Source organism: Paenibacillus baimaensis (assembly GCF_025567575.1).
Genome location: NZ_JAOQIO010000124.1, coordinates 47412 through 61327, shown reverse-complemented (window position 1 = coordinate 61327; position 13916 = coordinate 47412). Strand labels below are relative to the sequence as shown.

Below are 13916 nucleotides of genomic sequence, written 5' to 3'. Positions count from 1 at the left end.
AAAACAGCATGCTTACCCGGTTATGCAGGCCGGGTAGGTTGCAACATGAGGTGATAATATGCCCGATACAATCAGATTCGCCATTGTGGGTGCAGGAAGTATAGCAAGGCATCATGCCGAATCGATCCGTCGACATCCCGATGCACAATTAGTGGCCATTGCTGATAATAGCTTGGATAGAGCTCAAGCATTAGCAGAAGAGGCGGGCTCGACCCCTCAATTGTTCACCGATTATGAGGAACTGCTGAAGCTTGCGGACATTGATGTTGTCTGTGTATGTACGCCAAGCGGTGCACACAGTGAGGTGACTATTGCTGCAGCGCAAGCAGGCAAACACGTTCTTTGCGAAAAACCGCTGGATATTCATGCTGATGGTATGACTGCCATGATTAACGCTTGTCGTGAACATGATGTGAAGCTGGGTTGTGTATTTCAAAGACGCTTAATGCCGGCTATGCTGCATGCTCATAAGGCGATACGAGAAGGCAAGATAGGCAGACCGGTGCTTGGCAATGCGTATTTGAAATATTACCGGAGTCCCGAGTATTACAAGAGCGGCGGTTGGCGTGGAACCTGGAAGCTTGATGGAGGCGGGGCTTTGATGAACCAAGGTGTTCACGGTGTGGACCTCATCCAGTACCTGATGGGTGATGTAGAGTCGGTTTTCGCGTATTCCGCAGCGCTGTCAAGGGAAATTGAGGTAGAAGATACAGCTGTCGTGGCATTGAAATATAAAAGTGGTGCGTTCGGCATCATCCAGGGCACAACCTCGGTATATCCGGGCCAGGAAACAAGATTTGAGCTACACGGAGACCAAGGCACCATCGAATTCGGAGACGAGGGGATCAGGCAGTGGATTTTCAAGGGGCAGGAAGAACCGGCTCCGCAGTATGAAGATACATTGGGCCTGTCGTCGAGCAGTAATCCGTCGCAAATTTCCACAGCCGGTCATTACTTTTACGTTGACGATATGATACAGGCCATCCGGGATAACCGTGAGCCTCGTGTAAATGGAGAAGAAGCCAGAAAACCGGTTGATTTGATACTTGCAATATACGAGTCGGCGAGGCTCGGTATAGAAATCAAGCTATAGCATTTGTTAATGAAGTCTTCTTGTACTCATGAGAATTCTAAGGAGCGAACGAAAATGACCCATTTAGCAATAGACGGAGGAACACCTGTCAGAACGAAAGCTTTCCCGGAGTGGCCGATTTTTGACAATCTGGAGGAAAGGCTGCTGCTTGAGGTACTGCATTCCGGTCAATGGGGAGGAGCCAATCGCAACAAGCTGCCCGAAGCCGAAAAGCTGTTTGCCGAGCTTCATGATGCCAAGCATGCAGTAACGGTTGTGAATGGTACCGTAGCTATTACGGTAGCGCTTCAAGCCGCTGGTGTCGAGCCGGGGGATGAGGTTATCGTGCCTCCATACACATTTTACGCTACAGCTGCAGCACCGCTGATGTTCGGTGCGATTCCGGTATTCGCGGATGTGGAAGAGAACACCTTGCTTATCGATCCTGACAAAGTGGAAGCCTTGATCACTCCAAGGACGAAAGCGATCATACCGGTTCACATTGGTGGGGCTGTGGCTAACATGACGAAGCTTAAAGCCATCGCGGATAAACACGGTTTGCGAATCCTTGAGGATGCGGCGCAAGCGGTGGGCGCCCGCTATAAGGGTGCAGGTGTAGGGACGATTGGCGATTTGGGCACATTCAGCTTCCAGTCTTCCAAGAATATTAACTCCGGTGAAGGCGGAATGATTTTAACCAATAATGAGGAATTGGCAGATAAGGCCTGGTCTTTGATCAACGCAGGACGTATTCGTAAAGGTGAATGGTATCAGCACGAGGTCGTAGGCTGGAATCTGCGCATGACAGAATTTCAAGCCGCTATTCTTATCGGTCAGCTTAGCAGAATGGAACAGCAAATGGTCACTCGCGAAAAGAATGCGCGCCTGTTGAACGAAATGCTGCGGGATATTGATGGTATTCGTACGCTGGATGCAGATCCGCAAATAACGCGGCACGCCTATCACCTGTATATTTTTAAAATGCATCAGGAGCTGGCCGAGAAGCTCAGTAAACGTGAATTTTGCCAAAAACTCAATGCGGAGGGCATTCCCGTTCATGAAGGTTATGTCGCGTTAAACCAGAACCGGGCGATTTCCGAGGCCATTTACAAATTGACAGGAACGGCTCGTCAAGATTCTTGCCCGATTGCTGAACGTGCGTGTGAGAAAGAAGCGATGTGGCTGGCGCAAAATGTTTTGTTAGGAAATGAACAAGACATGGAAGATATTGCAAAGGCAATCCGAAAGGTCGTACAATCGGTTTAGTTCCTGTGAAGAAATGGAGGTACAAAACCGTATGATATGGAATCGTGTGGGTGTATTAACTGATGAGGTGTCTCCTCATTTGGAGGAAGCGCTCGATTGGATTGTAAATAATCAACTGAAGCATGTGGAAATCAGGTCAGTTGACGGGCGTAATATTATGAATGTACCGGACGAGGTATTGGTAAATATACGACATGAAGTAGAACGAAGGGGGCTGTTTGTTTCCGCGATAGCCTCCCCTGTATTCAAATGCTCGCTGGACCCGGAGCGTCAGGTTTCAACGGGTGACACGTTTGGTCAGCAGGAAGAAGACATTGAGGAGCATCACCGAAAGCTGCTGCAAGCAATCCGAATTGCCAAACAACTGGGTACAACAAAAATTCGCATTTTCTCATTTTGGCGCGAACAGGACCCCTTGCGTTATGAAGCAGAAATTATCTTTCATCTGAAGAGAGCGGCAGCAATAGCCGAGCAGGAGAGTGTGACCTTGCTTCTGGAGAATGAGCCTTCTTGCAACGGCGGATATGCCGAGGAGGTAGGCCGCCTTGTGCGTGGTGTGAACTCCCGTGCACTTCAAGTGCTTTGGGACCCGGGCAATGAGGCGTATGGAGGGAAGTCCGCTTATCCTGAAGGTTATGAGTATATTAAAGATGTGTCAGGGCACGTTCATTTGAAGGACGCTCTGGTAGAGCAGGATGGTACGCCTCGCTGTGTACCGATAGGAAACGGACGGGTTCCGTTTGCAGAACAAATTATCGCGTTGGAAAAAGACGGTTACAAGGGTTTGTACACCATTGAAACTCATTACATTCCTGACGGCGGTACGCCCGCGGACGGGACGATGCTAACACTTCAGGGTTTACGCAAAGTGCTTTCGTCTTTGGAGGCACAACTATGAACGTAACGATCGCCGATATAGCGAAGGCAACAGGGTTAGCCAAAAGCACGATCTCCGGAGCCTTGAACAACAAGAGCGGGTTCTCCGAAAAAACACGCCGAAGGGTACTGGCCGCAGCAGAAGAACTTGGCTACGTTCCTAATGAAATTGCCAGAGGGTTATCGTCCAAATCGACAGGGTCCATTGGATTGATTATCAAAGATATAACGAACCCCTTCTATAATCATATAACCAAGGGTGTTCAAGAGATTGCAGGCGAGCATGGTTACACGGTGTTTTTGTGCAGCAGTGGTGAGGAGCATCAAGCGGAAATCAAACATATTCAAGCGATGGTCCGCAAAAGAGTGGACGGTTTGATTATTGCACCGCTGCTGGAGGAAGTTACCTTCGATCATTTTTTTGAACTCAAAGAACAAAACGTACCTTTTGTACTGCTTGGCAAAATTCAGGGGTTATCCTGTGATACGTATGATTTTGACGATTATGATGGAGGGCGTCAGGTGACGGAGCACCTGCTTTCCATGGGGCATACCCGAATTTGTTTTGTGCGTGGCCCCAAAACTTCAAAAGCCGCCAAATTACGTTATTCCGCGTTTATCGATACTTTAAAAAGCCATGGTATCGAAGCGGATGAAAGGTATGTGTTTCAAAACGCTAACGGTATAGCGGATGGCATGGCGGTCGGCAAGCAGATTGCGGCAATGCCGGATCGGCCTACGGCAGTCATTTGCTTTGATGATGTGATTGCTATTGGAGTGATCAAAGCGGTCATGGAGGCTGGCTTGCAAGTGCCGGAGGATCTCTCGATCATCGGCTTCGATGATATCGAAGTGAATACCTTCCCTCTGACGACCGTATCGATACCTACCTATGAGGCAGGTAAAGCCTTGGCATGGACCTTATTCGATCGTATCCTGCAGAGGCGCACTTCCGGGTTTCAACATATTACATTCGAGCAAAAGCTCATTGAAAGAGCGTCGGTCAGACAGCTGCATAATAAATAGAATAGGAAGTGTAGGAATGGAAGCAACGACCATGAATCAACTAACTGTACTGCGTTATACATCACGTTTAGATATGGGGAAAGCTGTAGCATTGGATGTTGCAGCAAAAATGAAAGAGCTGCTGGAACAGAAATCGAGTATTGCTGTCGTGTTCGCCTCTGCGCCATCGCAAAATGAGTTCCTTGACGCACTTCAGGAGGACGAAAGCATCCCGTGGGAGCGTATAGTCTGCTTTCATCTGGATGAATATGTGGGATTACCTGCCGATGCGCCGCAAAGCTTCTCTTTGTTTCTGAAGGAAAAGTTGTTCAATTCCCGCAAGCCCAAACAATTTAATGTCATTAATGGTTTAAATGATCCAAAAGACGAATGTACAAGATATTCTGAATTGCTGGCCTCCCATTCAATAGATATCGCCTGCATCGGAATCGGAGAAAACGGGCATATCGCATTTAACGATCCTCATGTTGCTGATTTCAATGATCCGTTAAGAGTCAAATCCGTGATGCTGGACGAAACGAGCAGAGTGCAGCAGGTCAACGATGGCTGCTTTGACGTTCTGGACAATGTCCCGGTTGAAGCAATTACGCTGACCATACCAACTATACTATCTGCATCCTCGATCTTCTGCACAGTTCCTGGTGAACGCAAAAGTAAGGCTGTTCAGGAAACATTGTATGGACCGGTTGACATACGCTACCCCGCAACAGCGCTGCGTAAGGCTGCATCCTGCCGTATTTATCTGGACGAGGAGAGCGCTTCATTATTGTAAGCCTGCTTGAGGTTTCACCGGAAAGGAAAGGGAAAGGGGATGGCAGGAATGCAACCACACGTGAAAAAGAAATTTCGACTCAATTCCAGCCACTGGTTTTGTATCATTGGACTGGCGCCGATCATCGCCTTGTATGCCTATCTACGATTTATCCCGATTGTGAAAACCATGTACATCAGTTTATTTGAATGGGACCTTATTTCAACAAATAAGCCATTCGTTGGTCTGGATAATTTTGTAACTTTATTCCAAAGCGAACCGTTTCTGATGGCTCTTAAAAATACGACGATCATTGCTTTCGGCATTCTCATATTCGCGGTTCCAGGCTCACTGATTATTGCGAGTATGCTCCATAAAGGGGTTCGCTTCAAAGCATGGTATGAAGCGCTTTACTTCCTGCCTGTGATCACGCCGATGGTTCCGGTGGCGGTTACCTGGAAATGGATGCTGGATTCCCAACACGGCTTGTTCAATTACTTTCTTTCCTTCTTCGGTGTGCCCCCGCAGGCGTGGCTGTTTGATCCCGTTCTGGCTGTTGTCTCTGTCATTATGATGACCGTGTGGAAAACGATAGGGTATAACATGATCATTTTCCTTGTCGGGATGACCGGAATTTCCAAGGAATATTACGAAGCGGCTGCCCTTGACGGGGCGACCGGGGTAAAGGGGTTCCGTTATATCACACTTCCGCTCCTGAAGCCGATTACGGTATTTGTATCGATTATTACTTTAATTCACGGTTATAACGTGTTCAGCCAAATTTACATCCTGGCATCTGACATCCAGGGTTCACCTGGTTATGTCGTTCGCGTACTGGTCTATGACATGATCGAAAATGCATTCCGCTACTATAAAATGGGTTATGCTTCAGCTGAAGCGGTTGTGTTATTCCTGATTGTGCTTGTCCTGACATTGGCGCAGCTATGGCTCGCTAAGGATAATACAACCTCACGGAAGGGGGCAAAACGATGAAACGCAGAAATCAGATCATGACTGCCTTGATGATGCTATTTCTCACTCTGGGAGCGCTCATTATGGTTATTCCTTTCCTTTGGATGATATCTACAGCGTTCAAAACACCTCCTGAATTGACCATATGGCCACCGTCTTTCATACCGCATCAGTTTAATTTCGATAATTTTGCCGCGGTATTCGAAATGGCTCCCTTCCATCTGTACTTCTATAACAGCTTGCGAATGGCCGTCTTTTCCGCGGTTGCAATTGTGTTCACCTCCGTAATAGCCGGATTTATATTTGCGAAGTTCAAGTATTTTGGATTGACCTTTATCTTTTCGATATTTTTGGCGACCGCAATCATTCCCTTTGAAATTTACATGATTCCTCTGTATATGCAAATCCAGAAATTGGATATGCTTAATAAATTTAGTGGGTTGGTATTGCCGTATCTGGTAATGAGCTTCGGTATCTTCTTTATGCGACAAAATGTCATCCAGCAAATTCCCGATGAAATTCTGGAATCTGCGAAGGTGGACGGAGCGAATGAATGGCGCACTTTTTTTCAAATTGTGATGCCTTTGCTGGTCGCACCGATGAGTGCATTAGGAATTTTCGCTTTTATCGAAGCTTGGAATGCGTTCGTATGGCCGCTGCTCGTTGTTGGCGACAAGTCACTATTTACAATGGAATTGGGTCTGGCTATGTTCCAATCGTCCTTCTCGATTGACATGACAGTGATGTCAGCGGGCTCACTCATTTCGGTTATTCCGATTTTAATCGTATTCATTTTCCTGCGTCGACACATCATTCAAAGCATAAGTATGACCGGTGGGAAATAAAGGGCAAACCTATTCAGGGGGTGAATCATGAAACATTTATTATCGTTTTATCAAGAGCATGCCGAACAGGTTCTATTGCCCTTTTGGTTGAAGGCGATAGACCTGGAGCGTGGAGGTGTCTACACATGCTTTAATAATGAAGGAACAGAATTGGTGAGCACCGATAAGTACACATGGTCTCAGGGTCGCTTTATTTGGATCCTTGCTCAAACGGCATCGATGATTGATAACAAGCTGCTCGCTGGTGACGCTGAATTTTGCATGCGTAATGCTCGTAAAACCGTTGATTTTCTAAGGAGTCACGTTTTTCTTGATAATGGCAACTGCGCCTATGTATTGACTGAAGATGGCGGGAAGAAGGAAGCTATTCCCGGTTTGGGATATGACATCAGCTTTTATGCAGATTGTTTTGTCGTGCTTGGATTTGCCAAATTTGCTCACGGTTCCAGAGATGCCGGGGTACTGCAGGATGCATTACGATTGTATCGCCGTATTATAGAGCGGCTTGCGCAAGGGGATGTGAGAAGCGAACCCTATCCGGTGCCTGTTGGGTATGAAGCACACTCTGTCCCGATGATCATGTTGAATGTCGCCCAGGAGCTTGCCGATGCACTTGATTCGTTCTCTCACCCAGAAGTACAAGTGGTTCGGGCTGAGGCTGAATCTTATATGAACACGATCATGGATCGTTTCTATACAGGCAGCGGAATCATCCGTGAGATGCTCCCAATGGATGAGGGTGATACAGACACACTGCTCACCCGGCACGTAACACCAGGGCATTCCTTGGAATCAATGTGGTTTGTTATGAATGAAGCGTTAAAGATTGGCAATCAACAGCGGGTGGATCAAGCAGCTGCCGTTATTGAACAGGCTTTTGAAATAGGCTGGGATCCGGAGTATGGAGGGCTGCTGCGTTACGTCGACCGTGAAGGCGGCGAAGTGCGTGGCCGCAGGACCGGCGGCAGATACGAGCAATTAGTCGGTGACACCTGGGATATGAAAATATGGTGGCCGCATTCGGAGGCGTTGTATGCGCTGCTTCTCGCTTACAAGCAGACCGGAGAGCCGCATTTTTACACCAAATATGAACAGATGCACGATTATGTATTCCGAACCTTCCCCCATCCAGATGCCGGGATTGGCGAGTGGATTCAAATCCGAGATCGGAGCGGTCAGCCGGTTCAGAAGATGGTAGCTCTACCGGTCAAGGATCCTTATCATATTTTGCGGAATGTATTGCTAACGATTGAATTGCTTGCTGAGCAATAATTGCATGCTGTATGGGGAGGAGACTTCATTGTCTAACCGAAACGAGAGAAGCTGTGATATAGCGGGTCAAGAGAAGCATAACGAAGAACTGATGCTTGGCTGCGCCAAGGTGGATATTACCCCGCAGACACCGCTGGCTCTTGCAGGATTTGCACATAGACAAGGTAATTATGAATCCGTCCTCAGGCCTTTGAACGCCAGAATATTGTACTTCCAGCAGGGAAAGATGGGCAAGGCACTGATCGTATCGGCCGATCTGCTTTGGTGGGGATCAGAGCGAATGGAAGGACTCAGGGTCAAGCTTCGGGAACGTTTTGGATTTCTGGAATCACAAATCATGTTCCACGCCACACATAATCATTCGGGACCACAAACCAGTGTGATGTATACCCCTTCCCTCGGCAAGCCGGATATCGAATATATCAGCTATCTGGAGGATTGTATTCTGGATGGTGTGGATCAAGCAGTGCTGGAGCTGGAGACGGTGACGGTCGAACGGGGGAAAGGACGGTGTGACTTATCAGTTCACCGCCGTAAAATGGTAGATGGAACGATCCGTATGGCTCCTAACCTTGAGGGACCTGTTGATCCGGATGTGAACGTTATTCGACTGTCCGCTTTGGGGGGAAGGACCAAGGGGATTCTGGTACATTATGCATGTCATCCAACGACAACTGGAGAAAATGTGATTTCATCCGAATTTCCAGGGGTTGCGATGGAGCTGATTGAAGAAAAGCTCGGCAACGGAGCCGTATCGGCGTATTTGCAAGGCTGCTGCGCTGATGTCCGCCCTGCGCTTGTCCGGGACGGTGAATTTTATCGGGGTGGTGACGAGGAAGTATGCAGGATAGGGAGAGTGTTGGCCGACGAGGTGCTCGCTATTGTGCAACAGCCGATGAAGAGACTGGAAGCAGGGATATTGGCTTCGAGGTCGATCAAGGTGCAGCTCCCCTTACAAGATCCACCTGCTCTGGATGATCTGCTGAATTGGGCAGGAGTGTCTGCAGCAGAGTCGGCGGCAGTTCATCAACAAGCTTTTTCTAATCCGTCTGTTGATGGGGGACATGAGGATGCGGATCGTTCTACAGCTGATGCTAATCCCATCAAACAGTTAATGCCAGATGCAGAAATCGTGGAAAAGTGGAGTCAACTGCTGTTAATGGATCAGCGTTATCAGCAACGTTATGTAGAGCTGGAGCTTGCATATTTACAATTGGCTGAAGGGCTTGTAATGCTGACAAACAATGCAGAGCTTGTCGGAGCGTACGGCCGCTTCATCAAAGCCTCCTTCGGGGATACCGTGCTTCCCGTAGGCTACACCAATGGAATGATCGGGTACGTACCCACAGCTGCTCAATTATCCGAGGGCGGTTATGAGGCCGTTGATTATATTTATTATTTCGGTTTACCTGCGCCGCTTGCACCTGTATCGGAGGCTATTATACACAGCAGTATAATCAAATTGGTTGTTCATCAATAAAAAGCAGCTCCAAAACCACTGGTGAAAGTGGAATTGGGGCTTTATTTGGCATGGCTATTTTTATAGTTACCGTTTTTCGAAATTGTTCGCCTTTCAGACTTAATTCGAGTACTCGCGAACAAGCTCATGACGATTAACACGATATTAAATCCCATTGTTACAACTAAACCGGATTGCATCGTCAAGCCTGCAGCCTGACTCACTACAAGGATGGCACCACCGATACCGATGACCACACCAGGTGTAAAGGAATCGGCAAATTGCAGATTCGCCGAAGTTTCGCCAGCACCTTCCTCACCTGTATGAGCAAATGCCACCGCCCCGCTAGTCGGATGTGATAATCCCATTCCTATTCCCGCGATGATTTGCCCGATTACCGCAAAAGCAACCGTTACAGTTGGAATCCAGAACACGATAGCAATACCTGCTGTAAGCAGCAGCACACCGAGCATAATTCTTCGATTACGCCCACGACCCTGGTCAGCAGAATCCCAACGTCCTTGAAGATAAGCAAAGATGCACCAACTCAGCGCGGCGCTGGCCACAATTAATCCGGCCTGAGCTGGACTAATGTCTTTCACATCGATAAGAGCTAATACCAGGAAGTTCTGTGTGCTTACATAGGCTGCGAAGAACAGCCCCCGTGTTGCCATAATAGCGGGCATACCCCTTCTGAATACGAGAGTCCCCTGCGGCAGCAGCTTGCGAAGTGGATATGCCATGATTGCCAAACCGACGATGCTTGAGATAATCCCCGTCATATTCGGCAGCTTGCCAAGACCAAATAAGAAAATTCCTGTTCCCAAAGTTAAAAAGATAGCCATCCATGTAGCAGCGGCACCATTTCCCTCTTGAGAACCCTGTGCCTTTAATTTTCTGAAAGCCGGCAGGCTAAGCAGTGCCGATACAATCAAGATCGGCAATATTCCCCAGAACACAAACCGCCAAGACCACTGCTCTGCAATAACACCGGCGACGTAGGGACCCAGCATGGAAGGAAGAACATAGGCTGTACCGAATGCTCCGAGTATTTTGGCACGCAATTCATCGGGGTAGCTTAATGATATGGCTGTATATACGCAGGTCATCATAGCACCAGCACCGAGACCCTGCATCGCGCGTGCCAATATCATAACAACCATATCACTTGCAGTCGCGGCAACAACCAACCCCATGATAAACAATATAAGTGCGTATGTAAAAGGGGCTGCGAGACCTTTTCTATCTATAATACGGCCGACAACCAAGGTACCAATAATCTGGGCCAGCAGATAAGTACTAAATATCCAACCAAACAGATGAATGCCGTTCAAATCACCTGCGATGGATGGGGCAATTGTAGTGACAGCCAAACCTTCGAATCCTACCGCCATCACTGACAAAATAATTCCAATCGATAGAGCAAAGTAACGTGGGCTGAAAATGCTTTGATGATTAGACATGAGATGTGACCTCCAAATCAATTTTTCTATGTATACACCGTATCCGGATACTTAGTAAACATATTTCTTTACAAAGTATAAGCTACAGTTTGACTTTGACTTTGTCAACATTTTTATTTAAAATGTAGGAAATGGTACAGAGCCAGTTCATAAGAAGGTGGTGCCCCAATGAGGCGGAACGAAACGAATAAGGATACTTCAACTCGAACTCGAAAAGGGATCATTGATCTTCTAAAGCAGCAGGGATCGATGGACGTCATGGCACTTGCCTCGGAATTTTCGTTGTCCGGGATGGCTATTCGTCAGCATTTAAATGCCCTGCAAGAAGAAGGTCTCGTTACAAACGAAGAAGAAGCCCGCCCCATGGGCCGGCCGGCAAAGCTGTGGCGACTTACACCCGAGGCTAATCGGTTCTTTCCAAGCGGGTATTCGGAGTTGTCGGTCAGTCTGATCCATTCAATGAGAGAGGCCTTCGGAGAAGATGGGTTGGACAAGCTGCTGGCTGTCCGCAATAACAATATGCAAGAGCAATATCATCAACAACTTGTTAACGAATCAGGGTTAAGGGAGAAGCTGGAGAAACTGGCTGATATTCGAACAAAGGAAGGCTATATGGCTGAGGTTATGGATCAAGGCGAGGGGAGTCTTTTTTTAATTGAGAAGCATTGTCCGATTTGTGAAGCCGCTGCTGCCTGTACAGGATTATGCAAGAATGAGTTGAATCTATTCCAAACTCTGCTTGGACCTCATCTACGTATCGAACGTGTGGAGCATTTATTATCAGGGGGAAAACGCTGTGTATACAGGATCATGGATGACGAACAAGCAGTAAGTAGCCAGGGCAGTTCTATTCTTGAAAATATAAAAAATATAGAAATTGTCCCACAGATCTAAACTTACCACCTTCATGATACATAAATAGTGGGTGATGCTATGGCAGTTGTAAAAGCCCGAGATCAGGACATTAACTTATTGGCAAGGCTGCTTAGGGCTGAAGCAGAGGGAGAAGGAGAACAATATTTATGATACATTTTGACAAGGGGCCGAGAGGCTCCTTTTTTTATCTTCATTTTTTATCGTTTAATTTAACTTCCGAGGGGGAATGATACTTGAAAAAGTTGTGAGGTGAAGCTGATGGAGGAATTAACGTCAAGTAAGAAAGTGACAATTATGATTGCCTTAATGGCAGCGATGTTTTTTGCAGCTATTAATCAAACCATTGTTGGTACTGCGATGCCGCGGATTATTGCGATTCTGGGGGGGATAGAGTATTATACCTGGGTTATTACGATCTACATGCTCACCTCTACAATCGCTACTGTTCTTGTCGGCAAGCTGTCCGATATTTACGGACGTAAACCGTTTTTGTTAACGGGTATCGTATTTTTCATTATCGGCGCATTCCTTTCCGGTACAGCATCGACGATTTTTCATTTGATTACTTATCGGGGGATTCAGGGTGTTGGCGGCGGTATATTGATGTCAGCTACAGTAACAGCTGTAGGTGATCTGTTTGCTCCACGAGAACGAGCCAAATGGACAGGCGTTATGATGGCCATATTTGGGTTTTCGAGTGTGCTGGGTCCTACGCTCGGCGGTTTTATGATCGATCATATGGCTTGGAAGTGGGTATTCTGGATTTTCCTTCCCCTCGGTTTGGTGGCTTTTGTCATGATTTGGTTCATGTTTCCCAAAACGGCCCGAGTTGAAACAGAATCGATCGATTACATGGGCTCCATATTTTTATCTTTGGCCATAGTCGCATTACTGCTCGGATTTTCGTGGGCAGGGTCTAAATATGCCTGGAGTTCACCACAAATCCTCGGTCTTCTTTCAGCGGCTGTAGTTTGTTTAGTCATCTTGCTCCTGATTGAACGAAAAGCAAGGAGTCCGGTTATGCCACTTGGACTGTTCAAAAACTCCATTGTGACGATTTCCAATAGCATTGGATTCCTTATGAATGCAGGCATGATGGGTGCAATGATTTACTTACCTTTTTTCGTACAAGGAGTCAAAGGGGTTTCGCCGACAAATTCCGGTTTTGTTAATATGCCCATGTCCATAAGTATGATCGTGCTTAGCACCTTATCTGGGCGATGGATATCCAAATCCGGTAAATATAAACGGTATGCGATCATAGGTATGCCTTTCCTGGTTGCAGGTATGGTCATGATGGCTTTCATGAACAGTATTACGATGGCGGTTTTCAGTATGCTTATATTTGGCATAGGGTTAGGTATAGCGATGCCGGTGTTTACCTTAACTGTACAAAATGCCGTCTCGCCTTCAGATCTCGGTGTGGCGACAGCGACCGCAACATTGTTCCGAAATTTGGGTGGAACTATTGGTATTGCGGTGATGGGTACGGTTATGAATACCACATTAAAGAATAAATTAAAAGCCGCGATGACTTCGGGACACGGGGTCGATTTAACCAGGCTGGACCCTGCCGTAGCTTCACAGCTATCCGGTTTCTTGAATCCACAAATGCTGCTGGATCAACCGAAACTCAAAGAACTTCATAATACATTGCCTGCAGATGTTCAGCCTCTGTTTACACAGATGATAGCTATGCTGCGATCCGTGCTCAGTGATTCGTTGACCGTTGTATTTCTGTTTGGTACAGCCCTATTGGTCTTGGCTTTTATCCTGGTTCTGTTCCTGAAAGAAATTCCTCTACGGACTTCCAATGATGTGAAAAAAGAACAACCTGAAGAAGAAGAGGTAAGGACGAGAAAAGGTAAAAAAGAGCCTGCGCTTCACTAGAAGCAGCTCGTTGACACCCATATTTAACAAAATGGTTACAAAATCCGCGTAAAGCGCGGTTTTTTTACATAAAGCTCTTGCATTGCTTTTCTTGCACGTACTTTTTGGTTAATATGTATAGGGCAATGATTTTTTGAGTAAGAAAGGA

Annotated in this window: 12 protein-coding genes and 1 pseudogene; 12 read left to right on the top strand and 1 reads right to left on the bottom strand. The window is 46.9% G+C overall.

Going from position 1 to position 13916, the window contains the following annotated elements; all coding sequences use genetic code 11:
• The first annotated feature begins 58 nt into the window (after positions 1–58).
• Genes OB236_RS36630 through OB236_RS36590 form a run of 9 tightly spaced genes read left to right on the top strand, consistent with a single transcriptional unit; the run spans position 59 to position 9560 of the window.
• A complete protein-coding gene (locus OB236_RS36630) occupies positions 59–1093 on the top strand; it encodes a Gfo/Idh/MocA family protein (RefSeq protein WP_262688447.1) in 1035 nt (344 codons plus the stop codon).
• 54 nt (positions 1094–1147) lie between these two features.
• Positions 1148–2338, top strand: a complete 1191-nt coding sequence (locus OB236_RS36625; protein ID WP_262688446.1) for a DegT/DnrJ/EryC1/StrS family aminotransferase — start codon at positions 1148–1150, stop codon at positions 2336–2338.
• Positions 2339–2369: 31 nt separating this feature from the next.
• Positions 2370–3236, top strand: a complete 867-nt coding sequence (locus OB236_RS36620) for a sugar phosphate isomerase/epimerase family protein (RefSeq protein WP_262688445.1) — start codon at positions 2370–2372, stop codon at positions 3234–3236.
• Positions 3233–4240, top strand: coding sequence for a LacI family DNA-binding transcriptional regulator (locus OB236_RS36615; RefSeq protein ID WP_076228788.1), 1008 nt, complete (start codon positions 3233–3235; stop codon positions 4238–4240). Before OB236_RS36620 ends, OB236_RS36615 begins: the two co-directional genes overlap by 4 nt.
• Before the next feature lie 16 nt (positions 4241–4256).
• On the top strand, positions 4257–5012 hold the full coding sequence (locus OB236_RS36610; RefSeq protein ID WP_262688444.1) for a glucosamine-6-phosphate deaminase: 756 nt from the start codon (positions 4257–4259) through the stop codon (positions 5010–5012).
• A gap of 48 nt (positions 5013–5060) precedes the next feature.
• Positions 5061–5984 carry a carbohydrate ABC transporter permease gene (locus OB236_RS36605; RefSeq protein WP_262688443.1) on the top strand — a complete coding sequence of 308 codons (924 nt, stop codon included), beginning with the start codon at positions 5061–5063 and terminating at the stop codon, positions 5982–5984.
• The gene (locus tag OB236_RS36600; protein ID WP_076228791.1) at positions 5981–6808 is read left to right on the top strand and encodes a carbohydrate ABC transporter permease; all 828 of its coding nucleotides are present in this window, start codon (positions 5981–5983) and stop codon (positions 6806–6808) included. Before OB236_RS36605 ends, OB236_RS36600 begins: the two co-directional genes overlap by 4 nt.
• A 27-nt stretch (positions 6809–6835) precedes the next feature.
• A complete protein-coding gene (locus OB236_RS36595) occupies positions 6836–8080 on the top strand; it encodes an AGE family epimerase/isomerase (protein ID WP_262688442.1) in 1245 nt (414 codons plus the stop codon).
• Positions 8081–8108: 28 nt separating this feature from the next.
• The gene (locus tag OB236_RS36590; RefSeq protein WP_262688441.1) at positions 8109–9560 is read left to right on the top strand and encodes a neutral/alkaline non-lysosomal ceramidase N-terminal domain-containing protein; all 1452 of its coding nucleotides are present in this window, start codon (positions 8109–8111) and stop codon (positions 9558–9560) included.
• A 41-nt stretch (positions 9561–9601) separates the two neighbouring features.
• Here OB236_RS36590 and OB236_RS36585 read toward each other — a convergent pair whose 3' ends face one another.
• On the bottom strand, positions 9602–11002 hold the full coding sequence (locus tag OB236_RS36585; protein ID WP_262688440.1) for an MFS transporter: 1401 nt from the start codon (positions 11000–11002) through the stop codon (positions 9602–9604).
• Positions 11003–11170: 168 nt separating this feature from the next.
• Between OB236_RS36585 and OB236_RS36580 the strand changes: the two genes are divergently transcribed.
• The 3 genes and pseudogenes from OB236_RS36580 to OB236_RS36570 all read left to right on the top strand — a co-directional run bounded on the left by OB236_RS36580 (position 11171) and on the right by OB236_RS36570 (position 13768).
• Positions 11171–11896, top strand: a complete 726-nt coding sequence (locus OB236_RS36580) for a helix-turn-helix transcriptional regulator (RefSeq protein WP_262688439.1) — start codon at positions 11171–11173, stop codon at positions 11894–11896.
• A gap of 39 nt (positions 11897–11935) precedes the next feature.
• A pseudogene (locus OB236_RS36575) lies at positions 11936–12019 on the top strand (cell wall hydrolase); the annotation flags it as partial.
• 117 nt (positions 12020–12136) lie between these two features.
• Positions 12137–13768 (top strand): MDR family MFS transporter, encoded by a 1632-nt coding sequence (locus tag OB236_RS36570; RefSeq protein WP_262688438.1) that lies wholly within the window; start codon positions 12137–12139, stop codon positions 13766–13768.
• The last annotated feature ends 148 nt before the right edge of the window (positions 13769–13916 follow it).

Coding starts and splice junctions, on each gene's coding strand:
- OB236_RS36630 (WP_262688447.1), top strand. CDS start 59: ATGCCCGATACAATCAGATTCGCCATTGTGGGTGCAGGAAGTATAGCA.
- OB236_RS36595 (WP_262688442.1), top strand. CDS start 6,836: ATGAAACATTTATTATCGTTTTATCAAGAGCATGCCGAACAGGTTCTA.
- OB236_RS36570 (WP_262688438.1), top strand. CDS start 12,137: ATGGAGGAATTAACGTCAAGTAAGAAAGTGACAATTATGATTGCCTTA.
- OB236_RS36580 (WP_262688439.1), top strand. CDS start 11,171: ATGAGGCGGAACGAAACGAATAAGGATACTTCAACTCGAACTCGAAAA.
- OB236_RS36620 (WP_262688445.1), top strand. CDS start 2,370: ATGATATGGAATCGTGTGGGTGTATTAACTGATGAGGTGTCTCCTCAT.
- OB236_RS36610 (WP_262688444.1), top strand. CDS start 4,257: ATGGAAGCAACGACCATGAATCAACTAACTGTACTGCGTTATACATCA.
- OB236_RS36585 (WP_262688440.1), bottom strand. CDS start 11,002: ATGTCTAATCATCAAAGCATTTTCAGCCCACGTTACTTTGCTCTATCG.
- OB236_RS36615 (WP_076228788.1), top strand. CDS start 3,233: ATGAACGTAACGATCGCCGATATAGCGAAGGCAACAGGGTTAGCCAAA.
- OB236_RS36625 (WP_262688446.1), top strand. CDS start 1,148: ATGACCCATTTAGCAATAGACGGAGGAACACCTGTCAGAACGAAAGCT.
- OB236_RS36605 (WP_262688443.1), top strand. CDS start 5,061: ATGCAACCACACGTGAAAAAGAAATTTCGACTCAATTCCAGCCACTGG.
- OB236_RS36600 (WP_076228791.1), top strand. CDS start 5,981: ATGAAACGCAGAAATCAGATCATGACTGCCTTGATGATGCTATTTCTC.